Raw genomic sequence first — 19275 nt, 5'->3', positions numbered from 1 at the left:
AGGGCAGGGGCACGACAACGTAGCAGCCGCTCAGGGGGTCGCCGGAACGACGTGGCCGGTCACCTCACCCAGACCGATGCGGGCGCCGTGCGGGCCCGGTGCCCAGGCGGTGAGGGTCACTTCGTCGCCGTCCTCCAGGAAGGTGCGGCTACCGTCGGGCAGCCGCACCGGATCGCGTCCGGCCCAGGTGAGTTCGAGCAGACAGCCGCGCTCGGTGGGGCGCGGGCCGCTGACCGTGCCGGAGGCGAAGACATCGCCGGTGCGCAGCGAGGCGCCGTTCACGGTCATATGGGCCAGCTGCTGGGCGGCGGTCCAGTACATGGTGGAGAACGGCGGGCGGGAGATGGTGTGGCCGTTGACGGCGACCTCGATGCGCAGGTCGAGGCCGCCGGGCTCGGCGGCGGAGTCGTCGAGGTAGGGCAGCAGCGGGAGATCGCGGGCGGGCGGGGCGGTACGGGCCGGGGCGAGGGCGTCCAGCGGGGTGATCCAGGCGGCGAGGGAGGTGGCGAAGGACTTGCCGAGGAAGGGGCCGAGCGGACGGTACTCCCAGCTCTGGATGTCGCGGGCGGACCAGTCGTTGAGCAGACACAGACCGAAGACGTGGTCCTGGAACCCGGAGAGCGGCACCGGTGTATTCAAAGGGGAAGGGGCGCCGACGACGAAAGCCACCTCCGCTTCGAAGTCGAGGCGCAGGGAGGGGCCGAAGACCGGAGTGGGGGAGGACGCATGAGGTGTGGAGGGTGTGGCCGGGGACGCCGCGGGCGGGGCGGACGGCAGATGCTGGCCCTGGGGGCGCACGATCGGGGTGCCGGAGACCAGGACCGTGCCGGCCCGGCCGTGGTAGCCGATCGGCATGTGCTTCCAGTTGGGGGTGAGCGCGTCGCCGTCCGGGCGGAACATCCGCCCCACATTGGCGGCGTGGTGCTCGCTCGCGTAGAAATCGGCGTAGTCGGCCACCTCGATCGGGAGGTGGAGGGCGAGGGTGGTGAGGGGGTGCATCAGCGGCTCGATGGTCGGCCGGTGCGCCGGGTTGGTCAGCCAGTCGAGCAGCTCGGCGCGGACCGCCTGCCAGACCGGGCGGCCCGCGGCCATCAGCGGGTTGAGCGAGGCGGCGCCCAGCAGTTCGGCGTGCGGCGAGGCGGTGGCGGCCGCCGCGGCTCCCGCGTCCAGCACATGACTCCCGTAGCGCACACCGATCCTGCGCAGATGCGGCGCGTGCGGCGTGGTGAAGACGCCATAGGGGAGATTGTGCGGCCCGAAGGGATCTCCTTCGGGCAGATCGAGCGGGCTTCGCTGCGGCATGGATGCTGCCTCGCCTTCTCCTCGTCACCGTGGTGGCCAGGCCACACCCTACGGCGCGAGGGGCGTCGGAGGAGGGGGTGCCGGATGCTGCCCGAAGCGCCGGCGATGTCCGGACAGTTCTTGCTGGAGGCAGTCATTCCGAAGTAGCGCCCTGCATGGGGTCACACACAGCCGGGGGGAGCCATTGCGGTCCTGGCCGCCGCACGCGGGGGATGACGGCATGTGCGTCGGTGGTCGACAACAAGGAGCTGGCCCAGATGGCGGCCCAGTCCCTCAAGCGGATCCGGTTCAGTGGCACCGTCGGTCCGGACTGGCGCTTCGACCGGCGCGACGGCCGGTACAAGCTGCTGGACGCGGAGCGCCAGCCGCGCGGCTGCGGCCCGAATCGCCCTTCGGCCGCCCCTGGTCGCCGTACGCGCTGTCGTACCACGCGGCCGGGTTCCGCAATCTGCCCGCAACGGCCCGGGAGTATCTGGTCCGCGGGGTGCTGGGCCGCAAGGGCGCCTGGTGGCCGCGGGGCCGGTGCGCCGGGCGGGTGCAGGTCACCCAGGGGCCGCACATCCACCGGGTCACCGTGGAGGGTGACGGCCGGCCGGTGCTCTCGCTGCGCGGTGCGGGCGGCCGCGTCGCCGCGGTCGGCGAAGGCGGTGGTGGCGGCCGCCCACGGATGACACAGCGGGGCCCGTTCCCCGGCCGTTCACCGAACGGCCGGGGAACGGGAGGAATGATCTGCTGGTGATCGCGGTACTGCGTGGGGATGCCGGTCGCTCAGGGGCATGGACGCTGTGAGGCGCACAAGGCGGGAAGCCGCCCACAGTGATCGATACCCGACCGGATACGCTGCCTGTTGGTGAAGGCAGCGACACATCGACATTCCGCGTGATCGTAGGCAGACAGGAGTACCCCGTGAGCGTCATCGGGCCCCTTGGGCTGAGCGTGCGGGACCAGACTCTGGAAGCCGACACCCAGGCCGGGCTGACGGCTGTCGAAGAGGGCCTGTTGGAGGCCACCAAGAGTGATGTGCCCTTCATCACCGAGGCCGCCCAGCATCTGGTGCGGGCGGGCGGGAAGCGGTTCCGTCCGCTGGTGGTGCTGCTCGCCGCGCAGTTCGGCGATCCGCACGCACCCGGTGTGGTGCCCTCCGCCGTGGTTGTCGAGCTGACCCATCTGGCGACGCTGTACCACGACGATGTGATGGACGAGGCGGAGGTGCGGCGCGGGGTGTCCAGCGCCAACGCCCGCTGGGGCAACTCGGTGGCGGTGCTCACAGGCGACTTCCTCTTCGCCCGGGCCTCGCACATCCTGGCCGACCTCGGCCCGGAGGCGGTCCGGATCCAGGCCGAGGCGTTCGAGCGGCTGGTGACCGGCCAGATCCTGGAGACCGCCGGACCGCGCGACGGACAGGACCCGATCGAGCACTATCTGGATGTGCTGGCGGGCAAGACCGGCTCGCTCATCGCCGTCTCCGGACGGTTCGGCGCGATGATGTCCGGCGCCGACGAGTCGATCGTCAACATCCTGACCCAGTACGGCGAGCGGCTGGGCATGGCCTTCCAGCTGGCCGACGACGTGCTGGACATCGCCAGCGACAGCCATGAGTCGGGCAAGACCCCCGGCACCGATCTGCGCGAGGGCATCGCCACCCTCCCCGTACTGCATCTGCGGGCCCGGGCGGCGGCCAGCGGTACGGCCGAGGACCGTGAGCTGTGCGAGCTGCTCGCCGGGGACCTCACCGATGACGCCCGTCATGCCGAGGTGCTGCGGCGGCTGCGGGCCCACCCGGCGCTGGAGGAGGCCCGCCAGGACACCCTCCGCTATGCGGCGGAGGCCCGTTCGATGCTGGCGCCGCTGCCCGAGGGTGCCGCGAAGGCCGCCCTCGAGGGGCTGTGCGACGCGGTGGTGCACCGCGCGGGCTGATCCCGCCCGGCCCGCCCGTGCCGTTCCCCCAGGGGCTCCCTCTTCCCCGGGGTCTCCCGGGGAAGTACGGCCTCGCCCGTCCGGCGATGGTTGTCATACCCGAGCATGAGAGCGCACTTGATCCTGCGGGCTGACGCCAGGAGGCGGTCTATTTGGTGGGATGAAATCACCACCACCGGGCGGGAACGGGCGACAATGGCCCGAGAGGTGGACGAGTGCAGGCTGACAACCGCCGCCCACGACGGAGGTAGAGCACATATGGCACGGATCCGACCGACACAGGTCGCGGACGACGGCTTCTGGGACGAGGGGCCCCCGACACGACGTACGAAGGCCGCCCGGTACGCCGTCCCGGTCGCGGTCGCGGGGGTTGCGGCGGCCACGATAGGGCTGGTACCGGCCCTCGCCAGCAGCGGTGACCCCGATCTGCCGAAGATCTCGGCGGAGAAGCTCATCAGCAAGATGGCCGCATCGGACACCGAGCGGCTGTCCGGCTCGGTGAAGATCACCACCGATCTGGGACTGCCCTCGCTGCCCGGCGGCGGTTCCTTCTCCGGCGTCGGCGGCGGAGCGGGCGGGGAGGGCGGTGACGGCGGCGCCTCCGCCGCACCCGAGTCCAAGCTGATGGAGCTGGCCTCCGGTTCGCACACCCTGCGGGTGGCAGCGGACGGACCGGAGCGGCAGCGGGTGTCGATCATCGAGAACGCCGCCGAGTACAGCCTGATCCACAACGGCGACGAGACCTGGGCGTACGACAGCAAGTCCAACGCGGTCTTCCACTCCACCGCCCCGAAGGGCACCGGAGCCGAGAAGGACCACCGGCGCGAGCTGCCCAAGGACCTCGAGGACGTCACCCCGCAGCAGTTCGCCAAGCAGGTGCTCGCCTCCGTGGACGACACCACGGACGTCACGGTCGACGGCACCACCCGGGTCGCCGGGCGGGACGCCTACGAGCTGCTGATCAAGCCCAAGTCCGGCGACACCACGGTCGGCTCGATCCGGATCGCGGTGGACGCGGACAACGGCACCCCGCTGAAGTTCACCCTCGCCCCCAAGAGCGGCGGCAAGGCCGTGGTCGACGTGGCCTACACCAAGGTCGACTTCGGCAAGCCCAAGGCGGGCACCTTCGACTTCACCCCGCCCAAGGGCGCCAAGGTCACCGAGGAGAGCGACCACAAGCGCGGTGCCAAGGACGGGATGAACGGCAAGGACGCGCAGGAGGCGCTGTCCGGGCTGAAGGTGATCGGCGAGGGCTGGGACAGCATCGCCCGCATCGACGGCCCCGAGGGCGGCACGCCCGCGGCACCGGGCCAGGGTGGCGACGGCGGAGCGGACAAGGAGGCCGGAGCGTTCCTCGACGGCCTCGGCGAGAAGGTCAAGGGCGACTTCGGGGCCGGCCATGTCTTCAGCACCCGCCTGGTGAACGCCCTGCTCACCGACGACGGCAAGGTCTTCGTCGGCGCGGTCGACAAGGACGCCCTGGTCGCCGCAGCCAACAAGGCCAAGTGAGCCGTCCGGCCGGTCAGGACGGAACGCGCCACAGCACTGACGCACCGCAGCACTGACGCACCACAGCAGTACGGCGAAGGGGAGCCCGTGGACGGAACCGGGGCCGCGGTCGAGACCCGCGGGCTCACCAAGCGCTACCGGGGCGGTCAGCTCGCCGTCGACGGGCTTGACCTGACGGTGCCGCGGGGCAGCGTCTTCGGCTTCCTCGGGCCCAACGGCTCGGGGAAGACGACGACCATCCGCATGCTCATGGGTCTGATCGAGCCGACCTCCGGAGCGGCCCGGCTGCTCGGCGAGCCCATGCCGCGCGCCGCCCGGAGCGTGCTGCCCAGGGTCGGGGCCCTCATCGAGGGCCCCGCCCTCTACTCCCATCTGACCGGCCGGGACAATCTGCTGCGCTACGACGCCGCCGACCCCACCGCCGATCCGCGCACCCGCCGCGCCCGCGCCGCCTCCGCCCTGGACCGGGTGGGTCTCGCCGCGGCGGCCGGGAAGAAGGCCCGCGCCTACTCGCTCGGCATGAAGCAGCGCCTCGGCCTGGCCGCCGCCCTGCTCCAGCCGCGTGAGCTGCTGATCCTCGACGAGCCGACCAACGGCCTGGACCCGCAGGGCATGCGCGAGATCCGCAGTCTGGTGCGGGCGCTGGCGGGGGAGGGGACCACGGTCTTCCTCTCCTCCCATCTGCTCGACGAGATCGAGCAGGTCTGCACCCACGCGGCCGTCATGGCCCAGGGAAAGCTGATCACTCAGGGCACCGTGGCCGAACTGGCCGCGAGCAGCCGCGGCCGGCTGTCGGTCACCACTCCGGATCCGACGGACGCGGTCCGCGTCCTGAAGGAGCACGGGGTGACCGATCTGGTGGTGCTCGACGAGCGCGTGCTCGGCGAGCTGCCCCGGACCCCCCTGGAACTGGCGGATCTCAACGCCGCACTGGTACGCGAAGGGGTGCGGGTCCGGGCCTTCGGCACCGAGCGCGCCTCGCTGGAGGACGCCTTCGTGGCGCTGACCGGGGAGGGTTTCGATGTCGCGGGCTGAGGCCGGAACACCGGAGGCACCGGCGGTGCGCCGACCGCGTCCGCTGTGGACATCGGCGCTCTTCCGCAGTGAGCTGACCACCACCTTCCGGCGCTGGCGGACCCTGGCCCTGCTCGGGGTGCTCGCGGCCGTTCCGGTCCTCATCGGCATCGCGGTGAAGATCGAGACCAGCGATGGCGGCGGGATCGGACAGGGCGGCGGGGGCGGCGGCGAGGGAGAGGCCCCGGCGTTCTTCTCCCAGATCACCAACAACGGGATCTTCCTGGTCTTCGCCGCGCTGGCGGCGACGCTGCCCGTCTTCCTGCCGATGGCGATCGGTGTGATCGCCGGGGACTCGATCGCGGGCGAGGCGGGCTCCGGGACACTGCGCTATCTGCTGGTGGCGCCCGCGGGCCGGACCCGGCTGCTGCTGGCCAAGTTCACCGCCGTCCTGGCCTTCTGCCTGCTGGCGACGCTGGTGGTGGCCGTCACCGGACTGGCGACCGGGGCGCTGCTCTTCCCGCTCGGGGACATCACCCTGATCTCCGGCACCACCGTCCCGTTCGGCGACGGGCTGGTGCGGGCCCTGGGCGTGGCGGCCGTCGTGGCGCTGTCGCTGGTGGGGATCGCCACGGTGGGCGTGTTCATCTCCACCCTGACCAACAGCGGTATCGCGGCCATGGCCACGACCGTGGGGCTGGTGATCACCACGCAGATCCTGGACACCATCCCGCAGCTGCACGCGATCCACCCGTATCTCTTCCCGCACTACTGGCTGAGCTTCGCGGATCTGCTCCGGGACCCGGTCTACTGGGACGACCTGGTCAAGAACCTGGGGTTGCAGGGGCTGTACGCGGCCGTGTTCGGCTCGGCGGCCTGGGCCCGGTTCACCGCGAAGGACATCACGGCCTGAGCCACCGGGCCGAACACGGCGCGATACCGACGGGGGGCGGGCGATCAGGCGCCGCTCAGGGTCCAGACCGCGTACCCGATGGCGTCGCTGTTGCGGTCCAGGGCGGTGTCGTTGATGTTGCTCGTGGTGTCACAGGAGCGGTGGTAGCAGCTGTCGAACGGCTGCCCGGAGGTACCGCCCCACTTCTGGGCCTGGGCCGCCGTCTTGCGGTAGTCGGCGCCGCTGAACAGCCCGCCCACCGGGATGCCCGCATCCTGGAACGAGGCGTGGTCCGAGCGGCCGTCGCCCTCGGTCTCGGGCTCGGTGGCGATGTTCTGGGCGGCGAAGTACTGCTTGAACACCGACTCGATGCCCGGGTCGTCGTCGTAGACGAAGTAGCCCGGGTTGGGCGAGCCGATCATGTCGAAGTTGAGATAGGCGTCGACCTTGGCGCGGTCGGTGGAGGACAGCCGGTTGACGTAGTTCCTGGACCCGACCATTCCCTTCTCCTCGGCGCCCCACCAGCCGAACCGCAGATGCTTGGTGGGCCGGGCCCCCGTGCGGGCGACGGTGAGCGCGGTCTCCAGGACGGCGGCGGACCCCGAGCCGTTGTCGTTGATGCCGGGCCCCGCGGAGACGGAGTCCAGATGGGCCCCGGCGAACACCACGTTGTTGGTGTCCCCGCCGGGCCAGTCGGCGATGAGGTTGTAGCCGGTGCTGCCGAAGTAGCTGAACTGCTGCACGGTGGTGGTGAATCCGGCGGCGTCCAGCTTGGCCTTGATGTAGTCGAGGGACGCCTTGTAGCCCGGGCGGCCGTGCGCGCGGTTGCCGCTGTTGGCGGTGGCGATGGACTGGAGCTGGCCGAGGTGGGCCTTCACATTGGCCACCGGGATGTCCGGTGCGGCCAGGGCACTGCCGGACGCCGCGGGGCGGGTGGCCGCCGCGGCGGTACCGCCCGGTGCGGCCGTGGGCGCTGCCCCGACCAGGGCGGCGATCGCGGTGCCGACGGCCGCGGCGGTCGTGGTGCGGCGCAGCCAGGATCTTCGGGGAGTGGTGGGGTGCCGATCTGCCGATGACGACATGGGGGGCTCCGAATTCCGAACGAGGACAGGACGGAATGACGTGACGCTGTGTGATACACGTGCCCGTGGGGGGCGATGGAGCGGTGAACCGGCGGCGCGGTGGTGATGCGGCTGATGGTCCGGGTGGTGCTGACTCCGCGTCAAGAGCGGAAATCGGACATCAGCCGCCGGATATCGAGCCGCCGTGCTTCTCCGGGGCCGTACCCGGGGCGAGGTCCGGCACGGCGTCCGGGACAGCGTCCGGAGCGGCGTCGGGGGCGGTCTTTGGACCGGCGCCCGGGATGACATCGGGCATCACTCCCGCGGCGGCCCCGGCGACCGCCTCCGGTACCGCATCGGAACCGGAGGCGGCACCGGCCGGGGACAGTCCCGCCCGCGCGGCGACGTCGGCCAACTCCCGCCGCGCCCGGTGCGAGGTGTGCAGCGCGTCCCAGGTCAGCAGGGTGAGCGCAAGCCAGACCAGGGCGAAGCCCGCCCACCGCTCCGGCGGCATCGACTCGTGGAAGACCACCAGACCGAGGGTGAACTGGAAGATGGGCGCGATGTACTGGAGCATCCCGATCGTCGACAGCGGAAGCCGCACCGCGGACGCCCCGAAACAGATCAGCGGCAGCGCGGTGATGACACCGCAGCTCGCCAGCAGCGCCGAGTGGCCCGCGCCCCCGCTGCCGAACGTGCTGTCGCCGCGCGCCCCGAGGAACACCAGGAAACCGAGGGCGGGCAGGAACTGGACGGCGGTCTCGGCGGCCAGCGACTCCAGCCCGCCCAGCCCGATCCGCTTCTTCACCAGACCGTAGGTGGCGAAGGTGAAGGCGAGGGTGAGCGCGATCCAGGGCAGTTTGCCGTAGCCGATGGACAGCACCACCACGGCCAGCGCCCCGACGCCGACCGCCGCCCACTGCGCCGGGCGCAGCCGCTCACGCAGCAGCAGCACCCCGAAGGCGATGCTGACCAGGGGGTTGATGAAGTAGCCGAGGGCGGTCTCGACAACGTGCCCGCTGTTGACGCCCCAGATGTACAGGCCCCAGTTGACCGAGATGACGCTCGCGGCGATCGCGATCAGGCCCAGCCGCCGGGGCTCCCGCAGCAGCGGCCGGATCCAGGCCCAGCGGCGCAGCGCGAGCAGGATCAGCCCGACGGCCGCCAGTGACCACACCATCCGGTGGGCGAGGATCTCCACCGCGTTCGCGGGCTCCAGCAGCGGCCAGAAGAGTGGCACCAGCCCCCACATGCCGTAGGCGGCGAAGCCGTAGAGGAGCCCGGCACGGTCCTGTTGCTGCGGCTTCATAACCCCTCCCCGACGCGTGGGACGTCCCTGGTGACCTGATGAAGGTAGCGCCCGGGAAGCCGCCTGTCATTTCCGTCTCATGAATACGGTGATGACAGAGGAGGGGATGGTGCGACGGGTCAGCCCTGGGTGGCCGTGAGGTCCCCGAGAGCCGCCGTGACCGCGTCCGCCAGCGGTGTGGTGGGACGGCCGATGAGCCGGGACAGTTCGCCGGGGGCGGCCGCCAGCCGGCCGCGTGCCACCGCGGTGTCGGCGTCCACGAGGATGTCGGCCACCGGCCCGGGGACCCCCGCGCCGGTGAGGACGGACCGGTAGGCCTCCGCGGAGACCGGGTGGTAGCGGATCTCCCGGCCGGTCCGCTCGGCGACCACGGCGGCGTACTCCGCGAAGCTCCAGGCGATGTCGCCGGACAGTTCGTACGCCGTGCCCGCGTGGCCCTCCCCGGTGAGCACGGCCACCGCCGCCGCGGCGTAGTCGGCCCGGGAGGCGGAGGCCACCCGGCCCTCGCCCGCCGCACCGACGACCGCGCCGTACTCCAGGACGGGGCCGAGGTTCTCGGTGTAGTTCTCGTGGTACCAGCCGTTGCGCAGCAGCACGTACGGCAGTCCGGACGCGGTGATGGCCCGTTCGGTGACCTGGTGCTCCTCGGCGAGGGCGAAGTCGGCGGTGGGCGCGCCGAGCACGCTGGTGTAGGCGAGCAGTGCGACTCCGGCCTCCCGGGCGGCGTCGATCACGGCTCGGTGCTGCGGGATGCGGCTGCCGACCTCGCTGCCGGAGATCAGCAGCACCCTGTCGCCCGCGGCGAAGGCGCCCTGGAGGGTGTGGGGTTCGCTGTAGTCGGCCCGGTGCAGCCGTACGCCGCGGGAGGCGAGGGCGGTGGCCTTCGCGGGGTCGCGGACCACGGCGACGATCCGGTCGGCGGGCACCTTCTCCAGCAGTCCCTCGACGACCAGGCGGCCGAGGTGGCCGGTGGCTCCGGTGACAACGATGCGCATGGCGTTTTCTCCCTGTTCATACGGTTCGCATGTGCTTCGCCGGCCACCCTAGATTCAGCACTAACCAGCCGAAAGTACCCACTTCAACGTAAGGTACTGTCATGAACGTAAGTGAAAAGCTCCAGGCCATGGCGGCTGCCGACGGTGACCCCATGGCCTGTCCGGCGCGGCTCATCGTGGAGCACCTGACCAGCCGCTGGGGTGTGCTGGTGCTGGCCGTGCTGCTCGACGGCACCCACCGCTTCAGCGAGCTGCGGCGTACGGTCGGCGGGGTCACCGAGAAGATGCTCGCCCAGACCCTCCAGACCCTGGAGCGGGACGGCTTCGTCCACCGCGAGGCGCATCCGGTCATCCCGCCGCATGTGGACTACTCGCTCACCGACCTCGGGCGCGAGGCCGCGCGGCGGGTGTGGGCGCTGGCCTGCTGGGCGGAGGAGCAGGCGCCGCAGGTGCTGGCCGCCCGCGAGACGTACGACGCGGCCAAGTCCGGCGGCTAGCGACGACCGAGCCGCCTCTTCCGCCGCCCCATCGCCCGTACCGCCCGGCCGACGTCGAACGGCAGGATCGTCACCGCCACCCCCGGCAGATGTTCCAGCGCCTTCGCCAGCGCCTCCGCCGTCCCCCGGTGGAGCAGTTTGCCCAGCGGTGAGGAGTAGGTGCGGCGCGGCACCAGCAGGGTCAGCGCGGTCCGGCCGTCCCCGGTGGTACGGGCCGCCAGCTCCATCACCGTATGGCGCAGCCGCCGGTCCGGGCACTCCACGACCTCCAGCGCCACGGTCACCCCCGCGGTCCGCTCCCACCGGGCCATCAGCCGGCGGGCATGGGTCTCGTCGACCATGATGTGCAGCGCCCGCACCTCGTCGGGCCGCAGCTCATGGGCGTAGCGCAGTGCCTCGACCGTGGCGAGGTCGATGCTGTCCGCCAGGACGTACACCACATGGCGGTGCCAGTGGGAGGCGTCGTCGCCGGGGCTCGGGACCGCCTCCAGGGCCGCGGCCTCCGCGCGGTACTCGCGGTTGATCCGGATCAGCGCCCAGACGCCGAGCGGGAAGACCACCACGACCAGCCAGGCCCCCTCGGTGAACTTGGTGACCGCGAAGATCAGCACCACCGCCGCGGAGACCACCGCGGTGGTGAGGTTGACCGCGACCTTCCGGGTCCGGCCCCGTCCCCTGCGCCGCAGGTGATAGGCGGTCAGCCCGGACCCGGCCATGGTGAACGCGGTGAACACCCCGATCGCGTACAGCGCCACCAGCCGGTCCACATTGGCGTCCGTGACGACGAGCAGCGCGAGCGCGACGACCGCCAGCGAGATGATCCCGTTGGAGAAGGCCAGCCGGTGGCCGCGCCGGGTCAGCTGCCGGGGCAGAAAGCGGTCCTCGGCGACAAAGCTGGCGAGGAAGGGGAAGCCGGTGAACGGGGTGTTGGCACCGGTGTAGAGGATGAGCGCGGTGGCGAGCTGGACGAACGCCAGCCCCAGCGCGCCCGGCACCCCCTCACCGAAGACCAGATGGGCCTCCTGCGCGAGCACGGTCGGGGTGCCGTCCCGGTAGGGGATGGCGTGGGTGAAGTGGGCCAGCGCCGAGACGCCCAGCACCAGCGTGCCCAGGACGCAGCTCATCGCGACCAGTGTGCGGCGGGCGTTGACGCCCTGGGGCTCCCGGAAGACGGAGACGCCGTTGGAGATCGCCTCCAGACCGGTCAGCGAGGAGCCGCCGTTGGCGAAGGAGCGCAGCACCATGAAGAGCGAGGCACCGTAGAGCCAACCGCCGTCCGGCTCCCCGAGGGGCACGGCGCCCGCGGCATGCACATCGGCGTGCGGCAGTTGCCCGGTGAGCCCGCGGACCACCCCGATCACCAGCATCAGCCCGACGGCGAGGATGAACAGATAGGCGGGGACCGCGAAGACCCGTCCCGCCTCGCGCAGTCCGCGCAGATTGCCGTAGGCGAGGATCACGACCACCAGGGCGCTGAGGGGCAGTTGGAGATGGTCGATCCCGGTCCAGGTGCCGCCCAGCAGATGGGCGAAGGAGATGATCGCGTTGGTACCGGCCGAGACCTGGACGGCGACGGTGACGATGTAGTCGACGAGCAGCGCGACCGAGGCGATCTGCGCGATATCGGGGCCGAAGTTCTCCCGGGCGACGATGTACGAGCCGCCCGCGCGGGTGTAGATCGTCACCACATCGCTGTAGCAGAGCGTCAGCAGGAGCAGCACCAGCAGGATCGCCCCGGTGACCGGCAGGATCAGGGTGAACGCCGCGACCCCGATGACCGGCACCAGCACCCGCAGCATCTCCTCGCTGCCGTAGGCCGTGGAGGAGATGCAGTCCGAGGCGAGCACGCCCAGCGCGACGGGATTGCGCAGCTTCTCGCGGGTGATGCGCTCGGTGACCAGGGGCGGGCCGAGCAGCCGTCGCTTGACGCGGTAGCCGAGGCGGTCGGGCGGCTGGAGCGGGGCGGCGGTGTCGGCCATGGGCTTATGACAGCCGCTGCCCGGCCGGGCCGCGGTCCGACGCTCCGGCCGGGCGGCCCCCTGCGCCCGGACGTACGAACGGGCCCCCGCGCCCGGACGGACGAACGCCCCCGCGGGCGCCGGAACGCTCGCGGGGGCGGATGCGGTGCGGGGTGCGGCTCAGCCGACGACGGTCCAGGTGTCGTTCCCCGCGAGCAGCGCGGCGAGGTCGCCCTTGCCCTTCTGCTCGACGGCGGCGTCGAGTTGGGTCGCCATGTCGGTGTCGTAGACCGGCCGCTCGACATCGCGCAGCACCCCGATGGGGGTGTGGTGCAGGGTGTCGGGGTGGGCCAGCCGCGACAGCGCGAAGGCGGTGGTGGGGGAGGCGGCGTGGGCGTCGTGGACCAGGATCCGGTCCTCGTTCTCCGCGGTGACCGTGACCACCTCCAGATCGCCGGTGGCCGGATCGCGCACCACACCCTTGTCCTGGTCGGCACCGAAGCGGATCGGCCTGCCGTGCTCGAGCCGGATGACGGCCTCTTCGGCCTGCTGTTTGTCCTTGAGGACCTCGAAGGCACCGTCGTTGAAGATGTTGCAGTTCTGGTAGATCTCCACCAGCGCGGTGCCCGGATGGGCGGCGGCCTGCCGCAGCACCCCGGTGAGGTGCTTGCGGTCGGAGTCCACGGTGCGGGCGACGAAGCTCGCCTCGGCGCCCAGTGCCAGCGACACCGGGTTGAAGGGCGCGTCGAGCGAGCCCATCGGCGTGGACTTGGTGATCTTGCCGACCTCGGAGGTCGGGCTGTACTGCCCCTTGGTCAGACCGTAGATGCGGTTGTTGAACAGCAGGATCTTCAGGTTGACGTTGCGCCGCAGGGCGTGGATCAGGTGGTTGCCGCCGATGGACAGCGCGTCGCCGTCTCCGGTGACCACCCACACCGACAGATCGCGGCGGGAGGCGGCCAGCCCGCTGGCGATGGCCGGGGCGCGGCCGTGGATGGAGTGCATCCCGTAGGTGTTCATGTAGTACGGGAAGCGGGAGGAGCAGCCGATGCCGGAGACGAAGACGATGTTCTCCTTGGCCAGGCCCAGTTCCGGCATGAAGCCCTGGACCGCGGCCAGGATCGCGTAGTCCCCGCAGCCGGGGCACCAGCGCACTTCCTGATCGGACTTGAAGTCCTTCATGGACTGCTTGGCTTCTGCCTTGGGGACGAGCGAGAGCGCCTCGATACCGGGCACCCCGTGCGCGATGGTCTCAGTCATCGATGGCCTCCTTGAGGGCCGCGGCGAGCTGCTCGGCCTTGAACGGCAGCCCCCTTACCTGGGTGAAGGAGCGGGCGTCGACGAGATAGCGGGCGCGGATGAGGGTGGCGAGCTGGCCCAGGTTCATCTCGGGCACCACCACCTTGTCGTAACGGCCCAGCACCTCGCCGAGGTTGGCCGGGAAGGGGTTGAGATGGCGGAGATGGGCCTGGGCGATCCGGTCGCCCGCGCCCCGCACCCGGCGGACCGCCGCGGTGATGGGCCCGTACGTCGAACCCCAGCCCAGCACCAGGGTGCGGGCGTCGCCGGTGGGGTCGTCCACCTCGAGGTCGGCCACCCTGACGCCGTCCACCTTGGCCTGGCGGGTGCGGACCATGTGGTCGTGGTTGGCCGGGTCGTAGGAGATGTTGCCGGTGCCGTCCTGCTTCTCGATCCCGCCGATGCGGTGCTCCAGACCGGGCGTGCCGGGCACGGCCCAGGGGCGGGCGAGGGTCTCCGGGTCGCGCTTGTACGGCCAGAACACCTCGGTGCCGTCGGCCTGCACATGGTTGGGCCCGGTGGCGAACTGCACCCGCAGATCGGGCAGATCGTCGATCTCCGGGATCCGCCAGGGCTCCGAGCCGTTGGCCAGATAGCCGTCGGAGAGCAGGAAGACCGGGGTGCGGTAGGCCAGTGCGATCCGGGCCGCGTCCAGGGTGGCGTCGAAACAGTCGGCCGGGGTCCGGGGGGCCACGATCGGCACCGGCGCCTCGCCGTTCCGCCCGTACATGGCCTGGAGCAGATCGGCCTGCTCGGTCTTGGTGGGCAGACCGGTGGAGGGCCCGCCGCGCTGGATGTCGATCACCAGGAGCGGAAGCTCCAGCGACACCGCGAGACCGATGGTCTCGGACTTCAGCGCCACACCCGGGCCGGAGGTGGTGGTCACGGCCAGTGCCCCACCGAAGGCGGCGCCCAGCGCGGCACCGATGCCCGCGATCTCGTCCTCGGCCTGGAAGGTGCGCACACCGAAGTTCTTGTGGCGCGACAGCTCATGGAGGATGTCGGAGGCCGGGGTGATCGGGTACGAGCCCAGGAACAGCGGCAGATCGGCCTGGCGCGAGGCCGCGATCAGCCCGTAGGACAGGGCCAGGTTGCCGGAGATGTTGCGGTACGTGCCCGCCGGGAAGGCGGTGGTGGCCGGTGCCACCTCGTAGGAGACGGCGAAGTCCTCGGTGGTCTCGCCGAAGTTCCAGCCCGCCCGGAACGCCGCGACGTTGGCCTCCGCGATCTCCGGCTTCTTCGCGAACTTCTGGCGCAGGAACTTCTCGGTGCCCTCGGTGGGCCGGTGGTACATCCACGACAGCAGGCCGAGCGCGAACATGTTCTTGCTGCGCTCCGCCTCCTTCCGGGACAGCCCGAATTCCTTCAGGGCCTCGATGGTCAGGGTGGTCAGCGGCACCGGGTGGACGTTGTAGCCGTCCAGCGAGCCGTCCTCCAGCGGACTGGTCTGGTAGCCCACCTTCGCCATCGGGCGCTTGGTGAACTCATCGGTGTTGACGATGATTTCGGCCCCGCGCGGCACATCGCCCAGATTGGCCTTGAGCGCGGCCGGGTTCATCGCGACCAGCACATTGGGGGCGTCGCCGGGGGTGAGGATGTCGTGATCGGCGAAATGCAGCTGGAAGCTGGAGACTCCCGGCAGCGTTCCGGCGGGGGCGCGGATCTCGGCCGGGAAGTTCGGCAGGGTGGACAGGTCGTTGCCGAACGACGCCGTCTCGGAGGTGAACCGGTCGCCGGTGAGCTGCATACCGTCACCCGAGTCACCCGCGAACCGGATGATCACCCGGTCCAGACGGCGGATCTCCTTGGCCCCGTCCGGCGTTCGCTGCCCCCCGGCGGGCCCGGGCCCGCCCTGCTGATCGGCTGGTTCGGCCTGCTCGGCCGGGCTACTGACCTGGCTGGTCACTGCTTCGGACCTCCCTTGAGGCGGCGCTCCTGGACAGTCGGTGCCGACCGGTTGTCCCATGACCATCGTACGTCGGTAAGGGTCGCCTTCCTTGGCTGGATCACATGCTGGACATCGTTATCTGGACCCTTTATGTCACGGTTTGACACGACGTGTACCCTCCCCCGTGTAGTCATTTCCGCTGATCCCCCGTTCAGCCTTTGGCCCCGCTTTGGCGCCGGGCCCGCCTCGCACACCCCCACCCGGCCCAGGGCTCTGACGGCAGGTCACACCGGTGGTCACGGTGTTGATCGGTCGATCAGGAATTGAGATACGTCAGCACCGCGAGCACCCGACGGTGATCCCCGTCACTCGGGGACAGCCCCAGCTTCAGGAAGATGTTGCTGACGTGCTTCTCGACCGCCCCGTCGCTCACCACCAGCTGCCGGGCGATCGCCGAGTTCGTCCGGCCCTCGGCCATCAGCCCCAGCACCTCCCGCTCCCGCGGGGTGAGCCCGGCCAGCACGTCCTGCTTGCGGCTGCGGCCCAGCAGCTGGGCGACCACCTCGGGGTCGAGCGCGGTGCCGCCCTCGGCGACCCGCACCACCGCGTCCACGAACTCGCGGACCTCGGCCACCCGGTCCTTCAGCAGATAGCCGACCCCGTGGCTGCTGCCCGCCAGCAGCTCCGTCGCGTACTGCTCCTCCACGTACTGTGACAGCACCAGCACACCCAGTCCCGGATGGTCGCTGCGCAGCCGGACGGCCGCCCGTACCCCCTCGTCGGTGTGGGTCGGCGGCATCCGCACATCGGCGACCACCACATCCGGCAGCGCGCCGTCGTCCGCCAGCTCGCGGATCGACTTGATCAGCGCTTCGGCGTCGCCCACCCCCGCGACGACCTCATGTCCACGGTCGGTCAGCAGCCGGGTCAGGCCCTCCCGCAGCAACACCGAATCCTCGGCGATGACCACCCGCACTCTGTCCTTCACGATGCACGGCCCCCGTTCGTTCGGTTCGTCGGGACCAGCATCCCAGGGTTCGGACGCCCGCGTCGCGCGGATCCGGCGGTACAGGGGTGGGCAGGGGGCAGCGGGTCCCGGCCGTCAGCGCCAGGGCAGCTCGGCGGTGACCGCGGTCGGGCCGCCGGGCGGGGAGTGGACGATGAGGATGCCGTCCACCGCGTCGAGCCGCTCGGCCAGACCGGCCAGGCCGGAGCCGACGGAGGTGTTGGCTCCGCCCCGGCCGTCATCGGTGATCTGGAGCATCACCCGGTCCTCGGCCCGCCACACATCGACCTCGGCGGTGCGGGCGCCGCTGTGCTTGCTGATGTTCTGGAGGAGTTCGGAGACGGTGAGGTAGGCGATGCCCTCGATGGCGGGCGCGGGCCGCTCCGGCAGTTCGACGGTGACGGTGACGGGGACGGTGCAGCGGGCGGCGAGGGCGGAGAGGGCGGGGCCGAGTCCGCGGTCGGTGAGGATGGCGGGGTGGATGCCGCGGGCGAGGTCGCGGAGTTCCTGGAGGGCGAGTTTCACCTCGCCGTGGGCTTCGTCGACCATTCTTGCGGCGGCTTCCGGGTCCTCTTCGAGTTTTTCCTTGGCGAGACCGAGGTCCATGGCGAGGGCGACGAGGCGGGCCTGTGCTCCGTCGTGCAGATCGCGTTCGATGCGGCGCAGATCGGCGGCGGCGGTGTCCACCACCGTCCCCCGGTCCGACTCCAGCTCCGCGATCCGCCGCTCCAGCTCGTCCGAGGGCGACAGCAGCCCGCGCACCAGCGCCCGGTCCACACTGGTAAGCCCACGGGCGATCCAGGGCAGCACCGGCCAGGCGACGAACAGCGAGGTCAGCGCGATGACGAAGGTGAGCACGCCCCAGGGCAGCCGGATGAAGCCGTACAGGGTGCTCCGCCAGCCCACCGGGTCCCGCAGACTCGTCCACAGCCAGCCGAAGAAGCTCTGGCCCCGCACATGCGGCAGCCGGCTGGGCTCGTCCACGTGCACCGAGAGCAACGCCCTGGCCCGCGACCGCTCGAACCGGCCGTACAGCCGCCCGCCGACCAGCCCGGCGGCCAGCAGCGGCAGCCCCACCACCGTGATCGACAGCCCCACGCCCACGCACAGCCATGTGACGGCGTAGACGAAGCCGACGATGCCCACCGGCAGATTCAGCAGCAGATGGGCGATCTCCCGCCATGTCTGCGCGGGAAAGGCGAACGCGGGCGGACGGGGCAGGCGCTCGTCCGCGCCACCGGCGTCGGAGCCGGAGAATCCGGCGGCTGGGCCGGAGGAACCGGAAGAACCCGAGGAACTGGAGGTCATAGCAGCCAAGAGTGCCGGGCCCGGAAGCCCGGCGCCATGGGGTGCGTCGCCGGGCCGGACGTAGGGCTAACCCCACCCGATGCGGGACGTATCACCACAGGCCGCGGGGCGTGGCACCACCGCGTGGCGGTCCCGCTCCCACCGCATGCCGGACGGGCGGACCAGCCAGGGACCGTCAGGGCCTAGACTCCCGTCCGTACGGATCGTCGAACACACGAGGTCGACGAGGAGCGGGCCAGACAGCCAGGACAGGGAGCGAGGGGCGGACGTGCCGGAGGCGACGACCGTGCGCACCACCACCAGCGTCCAGCTCGCGGCCGACTACTTCCACGGTTACGCGGTGGTCGGTCTGCTCGGAGCGGTCGGGGTGATCTTCGTAGCGGTGGCCTTCGGGGCCGGGCGGTTGCTGCGCCCCGTGGTGCCGACCCCCGAGAAGCTGCTGACGTACGAGTGCGGTGTGGACCCCGTGGGCGAGGGCTGGGCACACACCCAGGTCCGCTACTACGTCTACGCTTTCTTGTATGTGATTTTCGCGGTGGACTCGATCTTCCTGTTCCCGTGGGCGACGGTCTTCGCCGCCCCCGGCTTCGGTGCCGCCACGCTGGTGGAGATGTTCATCTTCCTCGGGTTCCTCGCCGTAGGTCTGCTGTACGCATGGAAGAAGGGCGTCCTGGAATGGACGTGACACCGACGCCGACTCCGGTCCCGACGCCGACTCCGGTGGACCTTCCGGAGCCCCGCCGCCTCGGCGCGCTCGCCCGGCTGGCCCCCGAGCCGATGAAGGTGGTCCTGAACTGGGGCCGCCGCTACAGCCTGTGGGTCTTCAACTTCGGCCTGGCCTGCTGCGCCATCGAGTTCATCGCGGCGTCCATGGCCCGCCACGACTTCATCCGGCTCGGCGTGATCCCCTTCGCGCCGGGGCCGCGCCAGGCCGACCTGATGGTCGTCTCCGGCACGGTGACGGACAAGATGGCGCCCGCGGTGAAGCGGCTGTACGAGCAGATGCCGGAGCCGAAGTACGTGATCTCCTTCGGTGCCTGCTCCAACTGCGGCGGCCCGTACTGGGACTCCTACTCGGTGACCAAGGGCGTCGACCAGATCATCCCCGTCGATGTCTACGTCCCCGGCTGCCCGCCCCGGCCGGAGGCCCTGCTCCAGGGCATCCTCAAGCTCCAGGAGAAGATCGCCCGCGAGTCGCTGGGCGAGCGCTACGGAGCGGACGCCGCCGCGGGCCGTCCCTCCACGGCCGCGCTCCGCAGCGGCCTGGTCACGCCTCCGCAGCAGCCGCCGCAGCCTCCGGCGCAGGAAGACACCCGATGA

17 protein-coding genes and 1 pseudogene are annotated in these 19275 nt (G+C 71.1%); 9 read left to right on the top strand and 9 right to left on the bottom strand.

Translation table 11 applies throughout. The annotated features are described in order from the left end of the window. Positions 1–30: 30 nt before the first annotated feature. Positions 31–1302: a fumarylacetoacetase gene (fahA, locus tag HUT19_RS17555; protein WP_176181392.1), complete on the bottom strand. Its 1272-nt coding sequence runs from the start codon at positions 1300–1302 to the stop codon at positions 31–33. 184 nt (positions 1303–1486) lie between these two features. Here fahA and HUT19_RS43060 point away from each other — a divergent pair. The 6 genes and pseudogenes from HUT19_RS43060 to HUT19_RS17530 all read left to right on the top strand — a co-directional run. After that, positions 1487–1655 (top strand): annotated as a pseudogene (locus tag HUT19_RS43060) (ATP-grasp domain-containing protein); the annotation flags it as partial. A 131-nt stretch (positions 1656–1786) separates the two neighbouring features. Further along, the gene (locus HUT19_RS44295; protein ID WP_368661754.1) at positions 1787–2041 is read left to right on the top strand and encodes a hypothetical protein; all 255 of its coding nucleotides are present in this window, start codon (positions 1787–1789) and stop codon (positions 2039–2041) included. A gap of 167 nt (positions 2042–2208) precedes the next feature. After that, positions 2209–3219, top strand: a complete 1011-nt coding sequence (locus tag HUT19_RS17545; RefSeq protein WP_176181391.1) for a polyprenyl synthetase family protein — start codon at positions 2209–2211, stop codon at positions 3217–3219. A 258-nt stretch (positions 3220–3477) separates the two neighbouring features. After that, positions 3478–4728, top strand: coding sequence for a sigma-E factor regulatory protein RseB domain-containing protein (locus tag HUT19_RS17540; protein WP_176181390.1), 1251 nt, complete (start codon positions 3478–3480; stop codon positions 4726–4728). An 87-nt stretch (positions 4729–4815) separates the two neighbouring features. Then, a complete protein-coding gene (locus tag HUT19_RS17535; RefSeq protein ID WP_176181389.1) occupies positions 4816–5763 on the top strand; it encodes an ABC transporter ATP-binding protein in 948 nt (315 codons plus the stop codon). Further along, on the top strand, positions 5750–6655 hold the full coding sequence (locus HUT19_RS17530) for an ABC transporter permease (RefSeq protein WP_176181388.1): 906 nt from the start codon (positions 5750–5752) through the stop codon (positions 6653–6655). The genes HUT19_RS17535 and HUT19_RS17530 overlap by 14 nt, the downstream gene beginning before the upstream one ends. Positions 6656–6699: 44 nt before the next feature. Here the strand turns inward: HUT19_RS17530 and HUT19_RS17525 are convergent, their stop codons facing one another. From HUT19_RS17525 to HUT19_RS17515, 3 genes are all read right to left on the bottom strand, one after another. Then, positions 6700–7716, bottom strand: coding sequence for a M28 family metallopeptidase (locus tag HUT19_RS17525; protein ID WP_176181387.1), 1017 nt, complete (start codon positions 7714–7716; stop codon positions 6700–6702). Between the two features lie 160 nt (positions 7717–7876). Then, on the bottom strand, positions 7877–9004 hold the full coding sequence (gene rarD / locus HUT19_RS17520; RefSeq protein WP_176181386.1) for an EamA family transporter RarD: 1128 nt from the start codon (positions 9002–9004) through the stop codon (positions 7877–7879). Positions 9005–9123: 119 nt separating this feature from the next. Next, positions 9124–9999, bottom strand: a complete 876-nt coding sequence (locus tag HUT19_RS17515) for an SDR family oxidoreductase (RefSeq protein ID WP_176181385.1) — start codon at positions 9997–9999, stop codon at positions 9124–9126. Between the two features lie 101 nt (positions 10000–10100). Here HUT19_RS17515 and HUT19_RS17510 point away from each other — a divergent pair, with 101 nt between their 5' ends. Next, positions 10101–10496, top strand: coding sequence for a helix-turn-helix domain-containing protein (locus HUT19_RS17510; protein WP_254885624.1), 396 nt, complete (start codon positions 10101–10103; stop codon positions 10494–10496). Here the strand turns inward: HUT19_RS17510 and HUT19_RS17505 are convergent. From HUT19_RS17505 to HUT19_RS17485, 5 genes are all read right to left on the bottom strand, one after another. Next, positions 10493–12475 (bottom strand): APC family permease, encoded by a 1983-nt coding sequence (locus tag HUT19_RS17505; RefSeq protein WP_176181384.1) that lies wholly within the window; start codon positions 12473–12475, stop codon positions 10493–10495. The two genes, HUT19_RS17510 and HUT19_RS17505, sit on opposite strands and share 4 nt — an antisense overlap. A gap of 159 nt (positions 12476–12634) precedes the next feature. Then, complete coding sequence (locus HUT19_RS17500; RefSeq protein WP_176181383.1) at positions 12635–13714, bottom strand: 2-oxoacid:ferredoxin oxidoreductase subunit beta; 1080 nt, start codon at positions 13712–13714, stop codon at positions 12635–12637. After that, entirely contained in the window at positions 13707–15659 is a 1953-nt protein-coding gene (locus tag HUT19_RS17495) for a 2-oxoacid:acceptor oxidoreductase subunit alpha (RefSeq protein ID WP_176181382.1), read from the bottom strand. The genes HUT19_RS17500 and HUT19_RS17495 overlap by 8 nt, the downstream gene beginning before the upstream one ends. Before the next feature lie 298 nt (positions 15660–15957). Further along, on the bottom strand, positions 15958–16617 hold the full coding sequence (locus HUT19_RS17490) for a response regulator transcription factor (RefSeq protein WP_176186987.1): 660 nt from the start codon (positions 16615–16617) through the stop codon (positions 15958–15960). A 126-nt stretch (positions 16618–16743) separates the two neighbouring features. After that, complete coding sequence (locus HUT19_RS17485) at positions 16744–17955, bottom strand: sensor domain-containing protein (protein ID WP_176181381.1); 1212 nt, start codon at positions 17953–17955, stop codon at positions 16744–16746. 268 nt (positions 17956–18223) lie between these two features. On the opposite strand from HUT19_RS17485, the gene HUT19_RS17480 reads away from it, so the two are divergent. Both HUT19_RS17480 and HUT19_RS17475 read left to right on the top strand, forming a co-directional pair. Then, a complete protein-coding gene (locus tag HUT19_RS17480; RefSeq protein ID WP_176181380.1) occupies positions 18224–18640 on the top strand; it encodes an NADH-quinone oxidoreductase subunit A in 417 nt (138 codons plus the stop codon). Continuing rightward, positions 18631–19275: an NADH-quinone oxidoreductase subunit B gene (locus tag HUT19_RS17475; protein ID WP_176181379.1), complete on the top strand. Its 645-nt coding sequence runs from the start codon at positions 18631–18633 to the stop codon at positions 19273–19275. Before HUT19_RS17480 ends, HUT19_RS17475 begins: the two co-directional genes overlap by 10 nt.

This window comes from Streptomyces sp. NA02950 (assembly GCF_013364155.1).
In the GTDB taxonomy this organism is placed as follows: Bacteria; Actinomycetota; Actinomycetes; order Streptomycetales; family Streptomycetaceae; genus Streptomyces.
Note: the sequence above shows the minus strand (reverse complement) of the source record. Positions and strands in the feature narration are given on the sequence as shown.